Raw genomic sequence first — 19,869 nt, 5'->3', positions numbered from 1 at the left:
GGTGGAGGCCGCGGGGGGCGCGGTTTCCGACAGGGGCCGCGAGGCCACGCCCGAGCTGGTCACCGGGCTCGTGGTGGGGCCTGTCGGTGCCGTGGCCGTGGTGGTGGCGCCCGGCGGCTGCACGCGCAGCACCTGGCCCACTTCCAGCGCGTTCGGGTTGGTGAGGTTGTTCCAGGCCTGGATGTCGCGCCAGTTCTGGCCGTTGTCCAGCGCGATGCGGAACAGGGTATCGCCCGCCTTGACGGTGTAGTAGCCCGGCTTGCCGGCGTTCTCGGCGCCCGGCATGGGCACCACCTCGGCCGGGCGGGGGCCGGCGGAACCGCCTCGGTCTTCCACGGGCGCCGGGCGGTCCAGGCGGGTGGAGGAACAACCGGCGGCGACCATCAGCGCCGCCAGCATGGACATGACCGCGACGCCTCGCCATGCAGGACGACCCGACTCCTGGGGACGCCCCGAGCATTGGAAAACACGCTTGTTCATGAAAACTCCCACGAATTGCAAGGAACCCTGGCCGCCTGCGCGGTCAGGGCCCTGAAAAAGACACGTTGCACCGCCCGGGAGGCGGTGCAACATCATGCGACACCCGATTTTAGAGGCACAAAGAGCACGGCCTCCAGCTCGGTGCGGACGATGCCGGTGGCGGTTTTGTCCACCACCACCAGGTTCTGCCGACCGGCCGCCGTGACCGCGGGCGCCACCAGCCGGCCACCCACGGCCAACTGGTCGATCCACGCCTGCGGAATGTCGTTGCCACCCGCCGCCGCGATGATGGCCGCATAGGGTGCCCCTTTGGGGTAGCCCAGCATGCCATCGCCAAACAGCAGGTGCAGGTTGGAGAGGCGGAACCAGCGAAGGTTCTCGCGCGATTTTTCGTGCAGCCCCTTGAGCCGCTCGATGCTGTAGACCTCGCGCGCCAGGTGGCTGAGCAAGGCGGCCTGGTAACCACAACCGGTGCCGATCTCGAGCACCCGGCCCATCTTCTCGCCGCGGCCCTGGCAGAGCAGCTCCAGCATGCGCGCCACCACGCCGGGCTTGGAAATGGTCTGCCCCAGGCCGATGGGCAGGCTGGTGTCTTCATAGGCCTGGTTGACCAGCGCCGAATCGACGAAGCGGTGGCGTTCCACCGCCTGCAGGGCCGCCAGCACGCCCGGGTGCGTGACGCCCTGCCCCTGGATCTTGCGCACCATGGCGGCGCGCACCGCCTGCGATTCCATGCCCACGCCGGTGGGCGCCACCGGGTGTACCGGCACCCGGGGCGCGGCCTTGGGCTGCGGCAGGGCCGGCGGTGCCACGGCGCGCGCCGCCGGCCGGGGCTGCAGCTGGTTGCGCGGCACCGGTGCGGGCGCGGCGGCGGGCAGGCGCGCCGGAAAACCCGGCCTGGGCTTCGCGCCCGCCGCGGGGGCGGAAGACGGCGGTGGAGGAACCGGCAGACCGCGCTTCACGAGCCGGCACCACCCATGGACAGGCTCGCGGCCGTGGGCGCCCAGTAGGCGAGGCGGTCGTGGTCGGTCAGGTCCACCTGCAGGGGCGTGATGGTGGCGTAGCCCTGCAGCGAGGCGTGGAAATCCGTGCCTTCGGCGTCGTCCTTGGCCTTGCCCGCGCTGCCGATCCAGTACATGGTGTCGCCGCGCGGGTTGGTCTGCGAGATCACCTGCTCGGCCGCGTGCCGGCGGCCCAGGCGCGCCACCTTGAAGCCGCGCAGCTCGGCCAGCGGCCGGTTGGGGATGTTGACGTTGAGCAACCAGGGCTCGGCGGGCGGGCCGTTTTCCAGCGAGGGCAGCAGCTGCGAGACCAGGCGCGCGGCCATCTGGCCCGCGTCTTCCAGGTGGCCCCAGCCCTTTTCGGTCTGTGAAAAGGCGATGGCGGGCACGCCGAACAGGTAGCCCTCCATGGCCGCGCCCACAGTGCCGGAATAGATGGTGTCGTCGCCCATGTTGGCGCCGTTGTTGATGCCGGAGACCACCAGATCGGGCCGGTAGCCCAGCAGGCCGGTGAGCGCGATGTGCACGCAGTCGGCCGGCGTGCCATTCACATAGCGAAAACCGTTGTAGGCCGTGTGCACGTAAAGCGGCGAATGCAGCGAGAGCGCGTTGGACTTGGCGCTGTTGTTGTGCTCCGGGGCCACCACCTCCACCTCGGCCAGCCCCTTGAGGGCCTCGTAGAGCGCCACGATGCCGGGCGCCTGGTAACCGTCGTCGTTGGAGATGAGTATTTTCATTGCCGCGATTTTAGGTGGATCGCCCCGGTCACGCCCGGGACACGCAAGGGGCTTACCCGCTGCGGAAGACGGCCCCCGCTGCCTATCATGGAACGGTTTCATGACCATTTGAACGAGGACACACCATGCATGCCTGGCTCTGCGAAAACCCCGTGGGCGTCGACGCCCTGACCTGGAAGGAACTGCCCACGCCAGCGCCCAAGGCGGGCGAGGTGCTGATCGAGATCCAGGCCGCGAGCCTGAACTTCCCCGACCTGCTCATCGTGCAGAACAAGTACCAGATGAAGCCCGCCCTGCCCTTCGTGCCGGGCTCGGAATACGCCGGCGTGGTGCGCGCCGTGGGCGAAGGTGTGAAGCACCTGCAGGTGGGCCAGAGCGTGGCCTGCCTGAGCGGCACGGGCGGCTTCGGCACCCACACCATCGCACCGGCCGCGCTGTGCATGCCGCTGCCGCCCGGCTTTCCGGCGGTGGACGCGGCCGCCTTCATCATGATCTACGCCACCTCGTGGCACGCGCTGATGGACCGGGGCGCGCTCAAGGCCGGCGAGACCGTGCTGGTGCTGGGCGCGGCCGGCGGCGTGGGCACGGCGGCGATCCAGATCGCCAAGGCCGCCGGGGCGCGCGTGATCGCGGCCGCCTCGAGCGACGAGAAGTGCGAGCTGTGCCAGCAGCTGGGGGCGGACGCCACCATCAACTACAGCGTGCACACCCCCAAGGAGGGCCTGCGCGATGCGATCAAGCAGCTCACCGACGGCAAGGGCCCGGACGTGATCTACGACCCGGTGGGTGGGGACTTCGCCGAGCCCGCGTTCCGCTCGATCGCCTGGCGCGGCCGTTATCTGGTGGTGGGTTTTGCCAGCGGCCCGATTCCCGCCCTGCCGCTGAACCTCACCCTGCTCAAGGGCGCCAGCCTGGTGGGCGTGTTCTGGGGCGATTTCGCGCGCCGCGAACCCAAGGCCAACGCCGAGATGATGCAGGCGCTGGCGGGGATGTACGCCAAGGGCCAGGTCAAGCCGGTGATCGACCAGACCCTGCCCATGAGCGAGCTGCACAAGGCCTACGCGATCATGGGATCGCGTTCGGTCAAGGGCAAGCTGGTGATGGTGAACTGAAGAAGGCCGCGAGGCCTTCTTCGTTCAGAACGATTCCCAGTCGTCCGCGCCACCCGCCGTCGCGGGCACGGGAGCGGCCACCGGCGCGGGCTTGGGGCTCTTCGCCACCGCGACAGGGGCCGCGGCGGGCTTTGCCGCCGGTGCCTTGGCCACGGCCTTCGCGGGAGCAGGCGCCGCTTTCGGCGCGGCGGCCGCAGCGGCCACCGGCTTGGCGGCCACGGCGTTGCCGCGCTTGTGCAGGTCGTTGGCGCTCAGTTGAGCGATCGAGCTGGCCGCATCGGCCGCGTCCACGCGGAAGATGCGCACCACCTCGGACAGGCGCAGCGCCTGGTCGTTCATGCTCGATGCGGCGGCCGCGCTTTCCTCGACCAGCGCCGCGTTCTGCTGCGTCATCTGGTCCAGGTTGGAGACGGAGGCGTTGATCTGGTTGACGCCTTCGGCCTGCTCGCTCGACGACGAGGCGATCTCGCCGATGATGTCGCGCACGCGCACCACGTTCTCCACGATCTCGCCCATGGTCTGGCCGGCCTGGCCCACCAGCTCGGTGCCGGCGGTCACCTTGTCGACGCTGGCGCCGATCAGCACCTTGATTTCCTTGGCCGCCTGGGCGCTGCGCTGCGCCAGGTTGCGCACCTCACCAGCCACCACGGCGAAGCCCCGGCCCTGTTCGCCCGCCCGCGCGGCTTCCACCGCCGCGTTCAGCGCCAGGATGTTGGTCTGGAACGCGATGCCATCGATCACGCCGATGATGTCGCTGATCTTGCGCGAGGCCTGGTTGATCTCCTCCATGGTGGACACCACTTCGTTGACCACCTGGCCGCCCTTCTGGGCGCTCTGGCCGGCCACGTCGGCCAGCTGGTTGGCCACGCGCGCCGAGTCGGCCGACTGGCGGATCGCGCCCGACATCTGCTCGATGCTGGCGGCGGTCTGCTGCAGGTTGGCGGCGGTCTGTTCGGTGCGGGCCGAGAGGTCGTTGTTGCCCGAAGCGATCTCGCGCGCCGCCACGGTGATGTTCTCGGTGCCACGCTTCACGTCGGCCACCACGTGCACCAGGCGATCGCGCATGTCGGAGAGGGATTTGGTCATCGCGCCGAACTCGTCGCGGCGGTCGTTGCGGATGCGCGCGGTCAGGTCGCCGCCGGCCACGCGTTCGGCAAACGCCACCACTTCGCGCAGCGGCGTGCGGATATTGCGGATGAGGAAGAAGGCGCCCGCGATGATGCCCAGGATCAGCAGGCCGATCTGCGCGCTTGCCATGGTCAGGTTGCTGGCGCGATCGGCGGCGAACTTCACCTGGGCCTCGGCCTGCATGCTCACCTGCATCTGCGCGAACTCGCGCAGCGCCGCCACGTAGGGGGGCACGGCCGCGTTGAAGCGGGACGTGATTTCGGCCACGGCCCCGGCGGTGTCACCGTTTTTCTTCATCTCGTTGGCCTTGGCCAGCGAGCCCAGCACGGCCTGGCGCAGCCCGGCGATCTTCGCGAGCTGGGCCTTCTCGGCGTCGTTCATGGGCATCGCGTCCAGCCGCTTCTGCAGCGCGGAGATCGAGGCCACGCCCACGGGAATGACGTCCTTGTAGAGCTGGTCGATGGACGGGTCGGTGCTCAGGATCGAGGCCTGCACGCGCGTCACGTTGGTTTCGGTCAGGCCGGCCCATTCCGTGGCGATCACGGTCTTGTCGGACATCCGGCCGAGCACTTCGTCGGCTTCCTTGGTCAAGGCACTGGAGCGGGTGCCGGTGAAGGACAACATCGCGCCCAGGGCGAGCACGATGGCAAGAACGCCGGTCCAGAGTTTGGCGTTCACGGTCATGTGGCGAAAGAGGTTCATGTTGGGAGGTTCAGGCAAAAGGATCGGATCACCTCCGGCCTATCGACATGAACGGCCGGCACTGAAATCCAGCCGACGAACGCGCTGTCCCCCTCGGGACGGGCCCTCTCGAGGCCCCGTTCAGCCGCCCGCGATGCGCTGCGCCAGGCGCCAGACGGCCAGGCGGTGGCCGGCCGCCAGGGCGTCGGGCGAGCCGTCGGCCAGCGGGACCTCGATGTCGGCCTGACCCAGCGTGGGCGGCGTGGCGCCGCCGCGCAGGTCGGTGAGCCACCAGCGGGCCTGCAGGCGCAGGGTGCGCCGGCCGCTGTCGGCCATCAGCGAATCGATCTCGACGCGCAGCTGCCGCGTCACGTTCGCCCCCGAGGGCGCGGGCGCGCGCCAGACCAGGCCCTCCCCCCGCAGCAGGGCCAGGTCGGCCACCAGGCGGCGTGGCACGCTCTCGCGCAGCGGCTCGGCCCAGCGGTGCCCGGGCAGCGGCAGCAGGGACGACGCGCCGCTGGAGACCATCAGCACGTCCCGGTCCAGGGAGCCGGGCAGGCGCACCAGGCCGGAGACCTCCCACACCGCGCCATCGCCCGGGCGGGGCGCCGGCCGGGGTTCCGGAGGCTCGGCGCGCAGCTCGTACCAGCGCGTGGGCGGCGCATCGGTGCCGGCGCAACCGGCGGCGAACACCACGGGCGCCAGGCCCAGGGCGGCGAGCAGGCCGCGTCGGTTCATGGCTGGGCGGTTCATTCGTTGACCTTTCTGCCCCGCAGGAGCGCATCGGGTTGTTGTTCCAGGGCCTCGGCCAGGTCGCGCAGCGCGCGGGCGGCGCGCGAGAGGTCGTCCAGCGCGCGGTCGGCCCCCACCATCAGCTGCGAATCGCCCGCGGTGGCCTCGCGCAGCGCGCCCGCGGTGCGGCTCACCTCGTTGGCCGCACGCTGCAGGTTCTGCACCAGGGGCGCGTCGGGCGCCAGCAGGTCGGACACGCGCTCGGACGTGCGGCCAAAACCGACGGCGCTCTCGTTCACCGATTTGGCCGCCTTCTCCATGCCGTCCATCGCGGTGCGGGTGGACACGAGCGAGCGCTGCAATTCGTTGGCCAGCGGGTCCAGGCGCTTGTCGAGCCGCTCGGACACGCGCTTGAAGGTCGCGGTGATCTCGGCCAGGTCGCTCAGGGCCTGGTTGAGCTGAGGCCCCGAGATCACGGCGCGGGCCGAAGCGGCGATCGCCGCCAGGTCGTCGGTGATCTTGCGCAGGTCGATGCCTTCGAGCTGATCGCGGAAGGTCTGGATCGCCGTGGGCGCGGTCGGGATTTCGGTCAGGCCGCGCCGCGTGCCATGCGTGCTGGCCACGCGCTTGGGGCGCAGGTCCAGGTCCACATAGAGCAGGCCGGTGAGCAGGCTTTGCATGGAAAGCTGCGCGCTCATGCCCCGCTCCACCAGCGCGGGCAGCGCCAGTTCGGAATCGGAGGCGGCATCGCCGTGCTTGCCATCGAGCCCGCGCAGCGCATCGCTGTCGAGCGAGGCCACCACCGGAATGGAGAAGGCGTCGGTCTCGCGGTTGTAGGACACCTCGATGGACTCCACGCTGCCCACGCGCACGCCACGGAACACCACCGGCGCGCCGACCTGCAGGCCGTAGACGGAGCCGCTGAAGTACATCACGGTGCGCTCCTTGCGCGTGAAGTAGCTGCTGCCGGCCAGCGTGATGATGGCCACCGCGATCAGCGCGAGGCCGGCCACCACGAAGGTGCCGATGAGGGTGGGATTGGCCTTGCGCTTCATGATGGAATTTCCTCTCTGACGGGGGCGGCGGCACCGCGGCGCAGGAAGCGCTGGACTTCCTCCGGGCCGTCCTGCCGCAATGCCTTGGGCGGGCCGAGCGCCGTCATGGTCTTGCTTTGCGCGTCCAGAAACAGCAGGCGGTCGGCCAGCGCGAAGATGCTCTCGAGTTCGTGGCTGACCATCACCACCGTGGTGCCCAGGTCGTCCCGCAGGTGCATGATCAGTTCGTCCAGGTGGGCGGAGGTCAGCGGGTCCAGGCCAGCGGAGGGCTCGTCCAGGAACAGCAGTTGCGGATTCAGCGCCAGGGCGCGCGCGATGGCCGCGCGCTTGCGCATGCCGCCGCTCAGCGTGGCGGGTTCGGCCTCGAAACTGCCCGCCAGCCCCACGAGCGCGAGCTTGAAGCGGGCCTCCTGTTCGCGGCGTTCGGGCTCCATGTCGGTCAGCACCTGCATGGGCAGCATCACGTTCTCGCCCACGGTCATGCTGCTCCACAGCGCGCCGGCCTGGAACATCACGCCGAAGGAGCGCAGCAGCGCGGCCTTCTCCTTGTCGTCGGCCGCGTACAGGTCCTGCGCACCGTAGAGCACCCGGCCCTTGGCCGGCACCTGCAAGCCGATGAGGTGGCGCAGCAGCGTGCTCTTGCCGCAGCCGCTGCCGCCGGCCAGGGCCAGCACCTCGCCAGGCAGGATCTCGAAATTCAGGTCGCGCTGGATCACGTTGCTGCCGAACGCCATGGTCAGGTTCTCCACGCGCACCAGCGGTTCCGCACCGGGCTCGGGCGGGGCGGGTTGGGCGTGCAGGTGTTCGTTCATCTAGAAGTCCAGGCGTTGAAACACCACGGTGAGCGCGGAGGCCACCACCACGATCCACACGATGGCCTGCACCACCGAGGCCGTCGTCGCGTCGCCCACGGCCTGCGCGCTGCGCCCCGCCGCCATGCCCTGCAGGCAGCCCGCGAGCGCCACCAGCACCGAGTACGTGGTGCCCTTGATCAGCCCCACCACCACGTGCGGCAGCGTGATGGCCTGGGCGCTGGCGTACACGTACTCCAGCGGTGTGACGCCATAGATGCCCACCGCCACCAGCCAGCCCACGGCCATGCCCACCAGCGCGCCGAAGGCGGTCAGCATGGGCCCGACGATGAGCAGCGCCAGCACGCGGGGCAGCACCAGGAAGTCCACCGGGTTCACGCCCATGGTGGCCAGCGCGTCCACCTCTTCGTTGGCGCGCATGCTGCCGATCTGCGCCGCGAAGGCCGCGCCCACGCGACCGGCCAGCACGATGCCCACCAGCAGGGCCGCGACCTCGCGCACCACGCCCACCGTCACGAGGTCGGCGATGTAGTTCTGCGCACCGAAGCGCTGCAGCTGGGCCGCGCCCATGTAGGCCACGATGAGACCGACCAGGAAACACACCAGCGCCACGATGGGCAGGCTGCGCGGCCCCGTCTGTTCGATCTGCCACGCGAGGTCCGAGGCGCGCATGTCGCTGCGCCCGCGCAGCCACCGCCCCAGGGACAGCAGCACCTCGCCGAAGAAGGTCAGCGTCTTGCGGCGCAGGGCCCACCAGGCCGTGACGCGCGCACCCAGGCGGGCCACGCGGCCGCGTGTGGCGGCCGGGGCCGCCGTGGCGGGGGGCGGGGTGTCCAGCGCGAGCGCCAGAATCTGCTGCAGGCCTTCGGGCAGGGCCTGCAGGTCGACATCCGCGCCGCGACGCGCGAAGGGTTCGATCTGATGCCACAGCGCGGAAGCCAGGGGCGCGTCCCACGAGCGCAGGCCGTCCGCGTGGACGCGCACGGCGCCCACGACCTCGGTGGCCGGAAGCTCGGGGAGAGGGGCGCTGTGTTCGCGCCAGGCGCCACTGAGTTCCAACACCCAGTCGTCGCCTTGTGAGAGCCAGCGTGCATCCGGGGCATGCGTCTCGTCATTCACCTCCATCGTGTCCGACACGGCATCTCCGCTCGGGGCATCGCGCATGGAAGAACCCATTCAGATTCGGAATCTGGATTCTATCGACCGGCCTGCGGGCTGGCCGCCGCCGCCCTGTAGGACAAGGCCGCGTCATCGGGCCGAAACCGAACGATCCGGCCCATGCTGCGTTCCAATGAAGCGTGGACGTTCAGACCAACCCTCCCCCATCGAAGAGGCGACGCCCTCGAACCCTCTGGATCGCCGCTGGCGTGCTCGGCGTGCTCGTTCTGGGCGTGGCATGGGGCGAATACAGCGGCTGGCCCGTGCTGCGCCAACCCATCGAGAACGCCGCCACGCGCGGCGTCGGCGTGCCGGTGCAGATGCAGGGCCAGGTGCGCACGCACCTGCTGTGGCGACCCCGGCTGGAGGTGGAGCACCTGCGCATCGCCTCGGACGCGCGCTTCGGCGCCCCCCATCTGCTCGATGCGCGCCACATCACCCTGGTCTGGCACTGGGGCGACATCTGGCGCTGGCAGCGCGGGGATCGCCTGCTGCTGCAGCGGCTGCAGGCGGATCAGCTCGACGCGCACCTGATGCGCATCGCCGGTGGCGACGCCAACTGGCAGCTGGGCAATAAGGACGACAAGCCTCGCGCCGAAGAGAACAGCGATCCGCTGGGTGGCCTGCCGCGCTTCGGTTCGCTCGTGATCGGCCAGGGCCAGGTCGCCTGGAAGGATGCGGTGCAGGACGTCGATCTGGCCATCGGCGTGAAAGGCAGCGAAGGCGAGGCCGTGACCGGCGCCGCCTCGGGTTATGAGGCCACCTTCAAGGGCCGCTACCGCACCATGCCCATGGACCTGCAGGTGCGCGCGGGCAGCACCCTGCCCTTGCTGCAGGACCCCGAGGCCGCGCCCGATGCGCAGTGGGTGCCGGTGCGCGTGGCGGGCACGGTGGCCTCGGCCAAGCTGCTGTTCGACGGCCAGGCCGCCGCCTTGCTGGGCACACCCCGGCTCGATGGCGCGCTGTCGTTCCAGGGCCGCTCGCTGGCCGAGGTGGGCCGCCCGCTGGGCATCACCCTGCCGCAGACCCCGCCCTTCGACCTGCGCGGCCGGCTCTCGCAAGCCGACGGCGTGTGGCGCCTGCAGGCCTCGCGCGCCACCATCGGCAGCAGCCGCCTCGCGGGCGACCTGCGCTTTCACCAGCTCACCAGCCCGCGCCGCCTCACGGGCGAGCTCACCGGCCCCAAACTCGCGTTCGCCGACCTGGGGCCGGCCATCGGTGGCGAAGGCGGCACCGCCAAGGCGCCACCGCAGCAGCAAGCCCAGGGCCGCGTGCTGCCGCAGCGCCGCTTCGACCTGCCCTCGCTGAAAGTGATGGACGCCGACGTGAACGTGGCCATCGATGAAGTGGACTTCGGCACCGACGCCATGGCGCCCTTGAAGGGACTCAAGACCCGCATCCACCTCGACGCGGGCGTGTTGCGCCTGGACGACTTGCAGGCCTCGGTGTCGGGCGGCCAGTTCAAGGGCATGACCCAGCTCGACGCCAACGCGCAACCCGCGAAATGGCAGGCGCGGCTGGACGTCGCCGGCGTGGACATCGCGGGCTGGATGCGCGGGATGCGCAAGGACGCCGCGCCCCCCGCCCCCTCGGCCAACGCCACCAAGGCCCTGAAGAAAGAACGTGAACAGGCGCGCCAGGGCGGCGAACAGGCGGTGCGTTCCTACGTCACCGGCGTGCTCTCCGCCAAGCTGGACGTGCGCGGCGCGGGCAACTCCACGGCCGACATCCTGGGCTCGCTGAACGGCCCGGTCGATCTGACGCTGCGCGACGGCACCATCTCCCACCTGGCCACCGAGGCCATGGGCCTGGACCTGGCGCAGGCCCTGGGCGTGCTGATCCGGGGCGACCACCCGCTGCCCCTGAACTGCGCGCGCTTCGACATGGTGGCGCGCAACGGCGTGCTCGAACCCCGGCTGGCGGTGATCGACAACCGCGACAGCACCGTGCGCATCGACGGCCACGTCAACCTGCGCGACGAGTCGATGGCCCTGCGCCTGGTCGCCAAGCCCAAGGACTGGTCGCCGCTCTCGCTGCGCACGCCCATCACCGTCACCGGCACGCTGGGCAACCCCGATGTGGGCATCGAGGGCCGGCGCCTGGCGGGCCGGGTGCTCGGTGCCCTCGCGCTGGGCGCGGCGGCGGGCCCGGCGGCAGCGGTGATCCCCTTGATTGAGCAGGGCGACAAGACCGGGGGCGACCCCTGCGTGCTGGTGGCCACCGCGCCCGCACCGGCCAAAAAACCCTGACATCGGCGGGGCGCGACAATGGCCGCATGTCGACACCGCCCCCCTCCGCCATTCCGCCACGCCTGCTGAGCAGCGCCTCCAACTTCCGCGACCTCGGCGGCCACGCCGGCCTGGACGGGCGGCGCGTGCGCCAGCGCCGCGTCTACCGCTCCGACCACCTCGCGGGCCTCACGCCCGAAGACCGGGCCACGCTGCAAAGCCTGGGCGTCACGCACCGCATCGACTTCCGTGGCGTGGCCGAAAGCGCCACCCTTCCCTCCGAGGTCGAGGGCCTGACCACGCTGGCGCTGTCGATCGAACCCACCGTGGTGCACCGCGTGCAGGAACTGCTCGCGGCCCAGCAGGTGCCCACCGAGGCCGAGACCGTGGCGCTGATGTGCCAGACCTACCGGGGCTTCGCGCGCGAAGGCGCGCCGGTGTACGCGCGCTTCTTCCGCCACCTGCTCGACCAGCCCACGCCGCTGGTGTTCCACTGCACCGCCGGCAAGGACCGCACCGGCTTCGCGGCCGCGCTGCTGCTCAGCGCGCTGGGCGTTTCGCGCAACGACATCGTGCAGGACTACCTGCTCACCAACCACCTCTACGTGCGCAGCCCGCTGGTGGAAGCGCGCGGCCCGGCGCATGTGATGGACGTGCTCTGGAGCGTGCAGCCCGCTTTTCTCGACGCGGCCTTCACCACCATCGAGCAGGAGTTCGGCGGCCTGCCCCGTTACCTGGAAAGCGCCATGGGCCTGGGCCCGCGCGAGCTGGAGCGGCTGCGCGCCGCCTTGCTCGAGGCCTGACTCAGCCCGCGGGCGCCAGCACGCGGTGCAGGCAGGCGGCCGCCTCCAGCAGCGCGCGGTCGCTGCCCGGCGGCCCGACCAGCTGCATGCCGATGGGCAGGCCGCCCGGTCCCACGAGCCCGGGCACGTTCACGCAGGGCCAGCCCAGCAGCGTCCACACGCGGGAAAACACCGGGTCGCCGGTGGCCGCCAGGCCTTCGGGCGCTTCGCCGGGTGCGGCGGGCACCAGCCAGGCGTCCACCTCGCGCACCAGGCCGGACAGTGCCGCCCGGCCGGCGTGCGCCAGGGCCTGCGCACTCTCGTGGTCGGCACGCGACGTGGCGCGGCCGGTCTCCAGCAGCGCGCGCATGGCCGGGCTCAGCTGATCGGCATGGCGCTCGGCCTCGGCCGCCAGCTCGATCGCCGCCTCGTAGGCCATCACGGTCTTCTGCGCCTGCAGCAGGCCCACCAGGGTGTCCGGCATGGGCACCGGCACCACGGTGATGCCCGCCGCCTGCGCGCGCTCGGCAGCCTCTGCGAAGGCGGCCTGGCCGCCCGCGTCGGCCTGCGCCCATTCGTGCGTGCGGCACAGGCCCAGGCGCAGCGTGGCGGCCGGCCGCACACCGAGTTCGCGGTGGGCCTGGCCCGTGAGCAGGCAGCGCATGAGCTCCAGGTCGTCGGCGTTGCGCGCCAGCCAGCCCAGGGTGTCCAGCGAGGGCGCGAAGCGCTTGGCGCCGGCCCCGTCCACGCTGCCGAAGGTCGGCTTGAGCGCGAACACGCCGCAATAGGACGCGGGCCGGATGAGCGAGCCGGCGGTCTGCGTGCCGAAGGCCAGCGGCACCATGCCGTCGGCCACGGCGGCGGCCGAGCCGCTGGAGGAGCCGCCCGGGGTGTGGCGGGTGTTGCGCGGGTTGGCGGTCGGCCCGGGGGAGAAGTAGGCGAACTCGGTGGTCACCGTCTTGCCCAGGGGCACGGCACCGGCGCCGCGCGCCAGCGCCACGCAGGCCGCGTCCTTCGTGGGCTGGTGGTTCGCGTAGATGGGGGAACCGTAGCGCGTGGGCATGTCGGCGGTATCGAGCACGTCCTTGACCGCCAGCGGCACGCCGCCCAGCAGGCCGGGGGCGCCCTGGTGGTCGAGCGCGCGGGCGTGGGCCAGCGCGCCGGCCTCGTCCAGGTGCCGCCAGGCGTGGATGGCCGGTTCGCGCGCGTGGATGTGCGCGAACGCGGCCTCCACCACGGCCTGCACCGAGGTGCGGCCCGAGGCGATGGCTTTGCGCAGTTCGAGCGCGCCGAGGCGCGCATAGTCTTGGGGGTTCATGTCATCGGGCTCTCGGTCAGGATGCCAGCCATTCGCGCACCGCGGCGCGCACGAAGGCGGCGTCTTCGGGGCTGCGCTGCGGATTGCCGGCCAGGTGTCCCCACACGCTGGGGATGGGCAGCAGGCGCGCGTGGCGCAGGTGGGGCAGCTCCAGTTCGTTGTCGGCGACGCGGAAATAGAGGTCGGTGGCGCCCGGCATCAGCAGCACGCGCGCCGTGATGGCGCGCAGCGCCGCCGTGAGATCACCGCCATGCCGCGCGTTGGCGCTGATGTCGCTGGCGTGCCAGCCGCGCAAATGGGCCAGCAGGTCTTGCGCATGGCGCGCGGCAAAACGCCCGTCCCAGTTGGCCCGCAGGAAGGTCTCCAGGTCGGGCGCGCCAAAGGCCGAGCGGTGCAGGTCCGCGCGGAAGAAGTCCTGGCTCAGGGCCCAGGCCGCGTAGATGCGGCCGAAGGCGCGCAACGCGGCGGCCGGTGGCGCCGAGAAGCGCCCCTGCCCCAGGTGCTCGGGCGCGGCCTCCAGCGTGGCGATGAGCGAATCCAGAAAGACCTGGTTGTGCACCGCCGTGCGGGCGCTGCCGCAGTTGACGACGACCCGCTCCACCTCGTCCGGGTACAGCGCGGCCCAGTGGTAGGCCTGCTGCGCGCCCATGGACCAGCCGTAGACACAGGCCAGCCGCTGCACGCCCAGGTGCTCGCGCAGCAGCCGGCGCTGGGCGCTCACGTTGTCGGCGGCCGTCACCAGCGCCGGGTAGTCCGGCGTGTTGGACGGGCTGGAGGACAGCCCGTTGCCGAACATGTCCACGATCACGATGAACCAGCGCGTCGGGTCCAGGATGCCCTCGGGCGCGATCAGCCATTCGATGTCGCCGTGGCGCACGGCAAAGCTGGTCGGGTAGAGGATCACGTTGTCGCCGGAGGGCGAGAGCGTGCCGTGGGTCTTCCAGGCCAGGCGCGCGCGTGGCAGCTGGCCACCCGCGGCCAGCGGGTGGTCGCCCAGTTCGAAGAAGCCTTCATTCACAGGCCATGGCATGTCGGCTCCCATCAGAACAACCACCAGACGGTGACCAGCGCGATGCTGGGGAACATCACCGTGAGCGCCAGGCGCACGATGTCGCTGAGCACGAAGGGCAGCACGCCCTTGTAGGTCTCGACGATGGGCACGTCCTTGACGATGCCGTTGACGACGCAGACGTTCAGCCCGATGGGCGGCGCGATCAGCCCGATGCCCACGGTCATCAGCACCAGCACGCCGAACCAGATGGCCTTGTCCTCCGCGCCCAGGCCCCAGAGGTCGAGCGACATGATGGTCGGGAAGATCACCGGGATGGTGAGCATCAGCATCGACAGCTCGTCCATGACGCAGCCCAGCAGGATGTAGAGCAGCATCACGCAGGCCACGATGGTCACGGGCGACACGCCGAGCTGGCCGATCCACTCGGAGAGTTCGTGCGGCATGCGGGTGAGCGCCAGCGCCGCGTTCATCAGGTCGGCGCCCATGAAGATCATGAACACCATCGCCGACGTCTCCGCCGCGCCCACGAAGGAGCGCGCGATCTCGCGCTTGCGCAGCTCGCCGAAGGCCACGCCCGCCACGAAGGTGCCCACGGCGCCCACGGCCGCGCCCTCGGTCGGCGTGAACACGCCGCCGTAGATGCCGCCGAAGACCGAGAGGAAGATCAGCGCGATGGGCCAGATCTTCGCCAGCGCCTGGCGCCGCTCGCGCCAGCCGATCGCCGCGGCCGGCGGGGCCAGATCGGGGCGCAGGCGGCAGTAGAGCCAGACCACGCCCAGGTAGCCGAACATCGCGATGAGACCGGGGATCAGCGAGGCCGCGAACAGCTTGGCCATGTTCTGCTCGGTCAGCAGCGCGTAGATCACCAGCGGCACCGAGGGCGGAATCAGGATGCCCATGGTGCCGCCGGTGGCCAGCGCGGCGGTGGACAGCCGGCCGCTGTAGCCGTGGCGCTTCATCTCGGGATAGGCCACCTGGGTGATCGTGGCCGAGGTGGCCACCGAGGACCCGCAGACCGCGCCGAAGCCGCCCGCGGCCAGGATGGACGCCATGGCCAGGCCGCCGCGCACGTGGCCCACCAGCGACGAGGCCGCCTGGAACAGCGCGCGCGACAGACCCCCCTGGGTGGCGAACTGGCCCATCAGCAGGAACAGCGGCACCACCGTGAGGTCGTACACCGACAGCCGCCCGACGGCGGCGCCCTTGAGCAGGGCGAGCAGCGGCAGCGGCCCGGAGACCGCGAGGTAACCCAGCGCGCCGGCCACGAACATGGCGACCGCGATCGGGATGCGCACCGCCATCAGGAGCAGCATGCCGGCGAACATCAGCAGGGCAATGGTCATCATGCTCATGGCGCCACCCCCAGCAACGGCTCGCGCGCGGCCTCGTCCTGGTCGGCGATGACGCCGGCCGCCTGCAGCAGCGCGATCAGCATCGTCATGGCCAGCCCGGGTGCGAGCACCGCGTAGACCAGCCACATCGGCAGACCCAGGATCATGGTGGTCTCCCCCACGGCGCGCGAGGCGGCCGCGCCCACGGCGGTCTGCCAGGCGAGCACGCCCATCATCGCGGCCAGTGCCACGGCGCCGATGGCGTCGAGCACCCGCACCGTGCGCGACGAACTGCGCGAAGTGAAGAAGTCCACGATGATGTTGCCGCGTCGCAGCTGGCACCATGGCAGGCACATCGAGATGCTGATGGCGATGCCGAACTGCGTGAGCTCCACGTCGCCGGGAATCGGCGCCGACCAGAACCAGCGCCCCAGAATGCTCAGCGTGGTCAACAGCGCGGCGGCCGAGGCGATCACGCCCGCGGCCACGGCGAAGACCGTGCTGGTCTTGTGAATCAGAGCGGCCATGCGCTTACTCGGCGGCTCGCGCGGCGTCCAGCAGCTTCCTGCCATCCTGGCCGCGGGCCGTCACCTCCTTGACCCACTCGTCGGTGATCGGCTGGGCAACCGCCATCCAGCGGCGCGCCTCCTCGACGGGCACGGTGTGGAAGACGTTGTTGCGGTCTTCGGCCGTCTTGCGCGCGGGCACGCTGGCCGCATCGAACGCCTTGCCCGCCAGGGCCGAGGCCTCCTCGCCGCTGTTGGCGTCGATGACCTTCTTCAGGTCGGCCGGCAGCGAGTCGTAGCGCGCGTTGTTCATCACCATGGCAAAGACGGTGTTGGACAGGCGCGGCAGCGACGCGTCGATGTCGGTGTGGAACTTCACGATGTCCTGCAGCTTGAGCGCGGGAATCACCTCCCACGGCAGGATCGCGCCGTCGATGACCTTCTTGGACAGCGCCTCCGGCACCGGTGGCATGGGCATGGAGATGGGCGCGGCGCCCAGGGCCGTGATCAGCTTGGCGTTGAGGCGCGTGGCCGCGCGCAGCTTCAGGCCCCGGAAGTCTTCCAGCGCCTTGATCTGGCGCCCGGTGGTGTGCACCAGGAAGCCGTCGTTGACGTGCAGCACCAGCGGGCGCACGCCGGCGAATTCGGCGCTGGAGTGCTGGGCCACATAGCGCCACAGCGCGCGGCTGCTGCGTTCGGCGTTGCTGGTGATGAAGGGCAGCTCGAAGACCTCGGTCAACGGGAAGCGGCCGGCCTGGTAGCCCGGCAGCGTCCAGACCACGTCGGCCACGCCGTCCTTGGCCTGATCGAACAGCTGCGGCGGCGTGCCGCCCATCTGCATGGCCGGAAAGATCTGGCACTTCAGCCGGCCGGCCGACTGCGCCGAGATGCGCTCGCACCAGGGCTCGATCAATTGCTTCTGGGCCAGCGAGTACGGCGGCAGGTAGTGATGGACCTTGAGCGTGACCGTGGACTGGGCCAGGACCGGCTGCAGGGCGCCAGCCAGAACCAGGGAGGTGGCAGCCAGCCATCGTTGAATCGTCGACATGGGGAGTTCCTTTTGAAGGGTGGTGGGGAGGGAGCGGACGAAAAACCAAGCGTTGGACTCGAAAGTTTCCTATAAAGAACAAAACATGACAATAGGAAATTTATGCACCTTATTAGGGTTTTCATGCACATCAACGGTGCTTTTGAAGCGCGAATCGCTGCTTCGAATGCCCGAATCCACGCCGGAAAGTCCCTGAAAAGGCCGTCGCAACGCCAGTGGAGACCGCGTGAGCAATATGCAAGCCAGTGCGAAAGGCAATAAGTTCTTGATCGGAAACTAAGTTTCCTTTTAGAATCTTTTTTCCCTCAACCACCAGGAGCTTTGCTTTATGTCTGTTACCACCGCCACGGCCTTCAAGACCACGGAACTGGTTCCGCTGTTCAGGCGCATGCTGGAGCTGTGCAAGCTCAAGGCCACCGAATCGCTCATCGTGCTGACCGAGCCGGATGCCAACCAGGACTACGCGGCCGCGCTGTACGGCGCCGCGCGCGACATCGGGGCCGAGACGCTGATCCTCATGGTCCCCTCCGCGCCCCCCGAGCAGGTGCCGGTGATCCGCACCGGCAACGTGTCCTCCGCCATCCTGAGCGGCGGCACGCTGGCCATCGAGACGCTCAAGCAGGCCGATCTGGTGATCGACCTCTCCACGGGCGGGCTGCTGCACTCCAAGGAACAGCGCCTGATCCTGGAGAGCGGTACGCGCATGCTGATGGTCCATGACCCGGTCGAAGCGCTCGAGCGCATGTTCCCCACGATCGAGGACAAGGCCCGCGTGGAGCGCGGCATCGCCCGCCTGAAGGCCGCCAAGCGCATCCGCATCACCTCGGAGAACGGCTCGGACGTCTGGTTCGACATCGGCGGGCGCCCCATCATTGGCCAGTACGGCTACACCGACGAGCCGGGCCGCTGGGACCACTGGCCCGGCGCCTTCCAGTACACCATCCCGTCCGAAGGCAAGGGCGACGGCGTCATCGTGCTGGACCCGGGCGACATCTGGTACCCCGCCAAGCGCTACATCACCACCCCGGTGACCATGCGCTTCGAGAACGGCGCGGTGACCTCCATCGAAGGCGGGCTCGACGCCTTCCTGATCCGCGACTACATCCAGGGCTGGCAGGACCCCGAAGGCTTCGCGATCTCGCACACCGGCTGGGGCTCGCACCGCCGCGCGCTGTGGAACTCGCTGAACTTCCAGAATCCGCTGGACGTGATCGGCCAGGACGGGCGCACCGCCTGGGGCACGACGCTGTTCGCGCTGGGCGAGAACGCCACCTTCGGCGGCAAGCACACCACGGGCTGCCACCAGGACTTCGCGCTGCGCCACCACCAGTTCTACCTCGACGACGAACTGATCGCCGACAGCGGCCGCATCATTCCCGAGGACCTGCAATGAAGCCGTCCGTCCTCATCGCCGGCGCGGGGATCGGTGGACTGACCGCGGCCCTCAAGCTGCACCGCCTGGGCGTCAAGGTCAGCCTCATCGACGCCGCGCGCGAGCTGCAGCCGCTGGGCGTGGGCATCAACCTGCTGCCCCACGGCGCGGGCGTGCTCTACGGCCTGGGGCTGGGTGACGAGCTCAAGGCCACGGGCATCCAGACCCGGGCCATCGAGTACCGCACGCAGTACGGCCAGCTGATCCAGCGCGACCCGCGCGGCCTGCACGCCGGCTCGCCCTGGCCGCAGTACTCCATCCACCGCGGCCAGCTGCAGATGCTGCTGCACCGCGCCGTGCAGCGCGAGATCGGCGCCGTGCGCACCGACCACCGCATGGACCACTTCGAGCACGAAGGCAGCGGGGTGCGGGTGCACATGCGCCAGGGCAGCACCGGGGAGGTGACCAGCGAACGCTTCGACGCCCTCATCGGCGCCGACGGCATCCACTCGGCGACCTGCGCGCAACTGCACCCCGACGCATCGCCGCTGGTCTTCTCCGGCACGATGATGTGGCGCGGCGCCGTGGAGCGCGAGCCCTTCCTCGACACCGAGACCATGGTGATCTGCGGCCACCACGACAGCAAGGCCGTGATCTACCCGATCTCGCGCGAGGCGGCCCAGCGCGGCCGTTCGCTGATCAACTGGGTGGCCGAGATCAACATCGGCCGCGACGCCAAGTACCAGCGCGAGGACTGGAACCGCGCCGCCACGGTGGAGGAGTTCCTGCCGGCCTTCGCCGACTGGCACTTCGACTTCCTCGACGTGCCGGCGCTGTTCCGCGCCACCGAGCGGATCTTCGTGTACCCGATGGCCGACCGCGAGGCGCTGCCCTTCTGGAGCCAGGGGGGCGTCTCGCTGCTGGGCGATGCCGCGCACCCGATGTACCCCATCGGCGCCAACGGCGCGTCCCAGGCCATCCTGGACGCGGACGCGCTGGGCACCGCCTTCAGCGAGGCGGACCTGGACGTGCACGCCGCGCTCAAGCTGTACGAAAGCCGCCGGCTGCCGGCCACCGCGAAGGTCGTCGCGAGCAACCGCACGCTGGGCCCGGAAGCGGTGCTGCAACTGGCGCGCGAACGCATCAAGGGGCCCGACGACGTGGTCAGCGACCTGATCACACCCGAGGAAATCGCCGCGATCACCCAGGGCTACCAGAAGGTGGCGGGCTTCGACGCGGCGACCCTGAGCGCGCGCGCCCAGACCATGCAAAGCGCGGGTTGACCTGCGCCAGCGGAACCGGGGGGCTTCTCGTTCGATAATGTCTGGCACTGACCCAAGCCCGATGCCCAAGAAGCCCCCCGCCCCCACCAAGAC

General features: G+C 70.2%; 18 protein-coding genes. 5 read left to right on the top strand and 13 right to left on the bottom strand.

The features are described 5' to 3' along the window. The 3 genes from AC3WPZ_RS24515 to surE form a co-directional block, all read right to left on the bottom strand. The coding region (locus AC3WPZ_RS24515) for a M23 family metallopeptidase (protein ID WP_492442014.1) at positions 1-405 on the bottom strand (405 nt) is incomplete at its 3' end. Positions 406-572: 167 nt separating this feature from the next. Further along, positions 573-1,442, bottom strand: coding sequence for a protein-L-isoaspartate(D-aspartate) O-methyltransferase (locus AC3WPZ_RS24510; RefSeq protein WP_444686854.1), 870 nt, complete (start codon positions 1,440-1,442; stop codon positions 573-575). Beyond that, on the bottom strand, positions 1,439-2,218 hold the full coding sequence (gene surE / locus AC3WPZ_RS24505) for a 5'/3'-nucleotidase SurE (protein WP_444686855.1): 780 nt from the start codon (positions 2,216-2,218) through the stop codon (positions 1,439-1,441). The genes AC3WPZ_RS24510 and surE overlap by 4 nt, the downstream gene beginning before the upstream one ends. Before the next feature lie 125 nt (positions 2,219-2,343). On the opposite strand from surE, the gene AC3WPZ_RS24500 reads away from it, so the two are divergent. Then, positions 2,344-3,330, top strand: a complete 987-nt coding sequence (locus tag AC3WPZ_RS24500; protein WP_382156886.1) for an NADPH:quinone oxidoreductase family protein — start codon at positions 2,344-2,346, stop codon at positions 3,328-3,330. Positions 3,331-3,354: 24 nt separating this feature from the next. On the opposite strand, the gene AC3WPZ_RS24495 is transcribed toward AC3WPZ_RS24500, so the two are convergent. The 5 genes from AC3WPZ_RS24495 to AC3WPZ_RS24475 all read right to left on the bottom strand — a co-directional run bounded on the left by AC3WPZ_RS24495 (position 3,355) and on the right by AC3WPZ_RS24475 (position 8,875). Further along, positions 3,355-5,160 carry a methyl-accepting chemotaxis protein gene (locus tag AC3WPZ_RS24495; RefSeq protein WP_444686856.1) on the bottom strand — a complete coding sequence of 602 codons (1,806 nt, stop codon included), beginning with the start codon at positions 5,158-5,160 and terminating at the stop codon, positions 3,355-3,357. Positions 5,161-5,280: 120 nt separating this feature from the next. Next, the gene (locus AC3WPZ_RS24490) at positions 5,281-5,877 is read right to left on the bottom strand and encodes a PqiC family protein (protein ID WP_382156882.1); all 597 of its coding nucleotides are present in this window, start codon (positions 5,875-5,877) and stop codon (positions 5,281-5,283) included. Between the two features lie 11 nt (positions 5,878-5,888). Beyond that, entirely contained in the window at positions 5,889-6,926 is a 1,038-nt protein-coding gene (locus tag AC3WPZ_RS24485; protein WP_382156880.1) for an MlaD family protein, read from the bottom strand. Then, positions 6,923-7,738, bottom strand: coding sequence for an ABC transporter ATP-binding protein (locus AC3WPZ_RS24480; RefSeq protein ID WP_444686857.1), 816 nt, complete (start codon positions 7,736-7,738; stop codon positions 6,923-6,925). The genes AC3WPZ_RS24485 and AC3WPZ_RS24480 overlap by 4 nt, the downstream gene beginning before the upstream one ends. Beyond that, on the bottom strand, positions 7,739-8,875 hold the full coding sequence (locus AC3WPZ_RS24475) for an MlaE family ABC transporter permease (protein ID WP_382320480.1): 1,137 nt from the start codon (positions 8,873-8,875) through the stop codon (positions 7,739-7,741). It abuts the gene before it with no gap. 161 nt (positions 8,876-9,036) lie between these two features. On the opposite strand from AC3WPZ_RS24475, the gene AC3WPZ_RS24470 reads away from it, so the two are divergent. Both AC3WPZ_RS24470 and AC3WPZ_RS24465 read left to right on the top strand, forming a co-directional pair. Continuing rightward, positions 9,037-11,145 (top strand): AsmA family protein, encoded by a 2,109-nt coding sequence (locus AC3WPZ_RS24470; RefSeq protein ID WP_492442010.1) that lies wholly within the window; start codon positions 9,037-9,039, stop codon positions 11,143-11,145. Between the two features lie 26 nt (positions 11,146-11,171). After that, entirely contained in the window at positions 11,172-11,927 is a 756-nt protein-coding gene (locus AC3WPZ_RS24465; protein WP_444686859.1) for a tyrosine-protein phosphatase, read from the top strand. A gap of 1 nt (position 11,928) precedes the next feature. Here AC3WPZ_RS24465 and AC3WPZ_RS24460 read toward each other — a convergent pair whose 3' ends face one another. From AC3WPZ_RS24460 to AC3WPZ_RS24440, 5 genes are read right to left on the bottom strand one after another with little or no spacing between them, the layout of a single operon-like run. Continuing rightward, entirely contained in the window at positions 11,929-13,224 is a 1,296-nt protein-coding gene (locus AC3WPZ_RS24460; protein ID WP_444686860.1) for an amidase, read from the bottom strand. Positions 13,225-13,240: 16 nt separating this feature from the next. Next, positions 13,241-14,254: an alpha/beta fold hydrolase gene (locus AC3WPZ_RS24455; protein ID WP_444686861.1), complete on the bottom strand. Its 1,014-nt coding sequence runs from the start codon at positions 14,252-14,254 to the stop codon at positions 13,241-13,243. An 11-nt stretch (positions 14,255-14,265) separates the two neighbouring features. Next, positions 14,266-15,588 (bottom strand): TRAP transporter large permease, encoded by a 1,323-nt coding sequence (locus tag AC3WPZ_RS24450; protein ID WP_444686862.1) that lies wholly within the window; start codon positions 15,586-15,588, stop codon positions 14,266-14,268. Next, a complete protein-coding gene (locus tag AC3WPZ_RS24445) occupies positions 15,585-16,094 on the bottom strand; it encodes a TRAP transporter small permease (protein ID WP_444686863.1) in 510 nt (169 codons plus the stop codon). Before AC3WPZ_RS24445 ends, AC3WPZ_RS24450 begins: the two co-directional genes overlap by 4 nt. Positions 16,095-16,098: 4 nt before the next feature. Beyond that, positions 16,099-17,121 (bottom strand): TRAP transporter substrate-binding protein, encoded by a 1,023-nt coding sequence (locus tag AC3WPZ_RS24440; RefSeq protein ID WP_444686864.1) that lies wholly within the window; start codon positions 17,119-17,121, stop codon positions 16,099-16,101. Positions 17,122-17,449: 328 nt separating this feature from the next. On the opposite strand from AC3WPZ_RS24440, the gene AC3WPZ_RS24435 reads away from it, so the two are divergent. Both AC3WPZ_RS24435 and AC3WPZ_RS24430 read left to right on the top strand, forming a co-directional pair. Then, on the top strand, positions 17,450-18,514 hold the full coding sequence (locus AC3WPZ_RS24435; protein ID WP_382326417.1) for a 2,5-dihydroxypyridine 5,6-dioxygenase NicX family protein: 1,065 nt from the start codon (positions 17,450-17,452) through the stop codon (positions 18,512-18,514). Then, the gene (locus tag AC3WPZ_RS24430) at positions 18,511-19,776 is read left to right on the top strand and encodes a flavin-dependent oxidoreductase (protein ID WP_382320498.1); all 1,266 of its coding nucleotides are present in this window, start codon (positions 18,511-18,513) and stop codon (positions 19,774-19,776) included. The genes AC3WPZ_RS24435 and AC3WPZ_RS24430 overlap by 4 nt, the downstream gene beginning before the upstream one ends. The last annotated feature ends 93 nt before the right edge of the window (positions 19,777-19,869 follow it).

The sequence above is a fragment of the Hydrogenophaga sp. FW305-3-2-15-A-LB1 genome, assembly GCF_058787875.1.
This window is presented reverse-complemented; position numbering and strand designations above follow the sequence as displayed.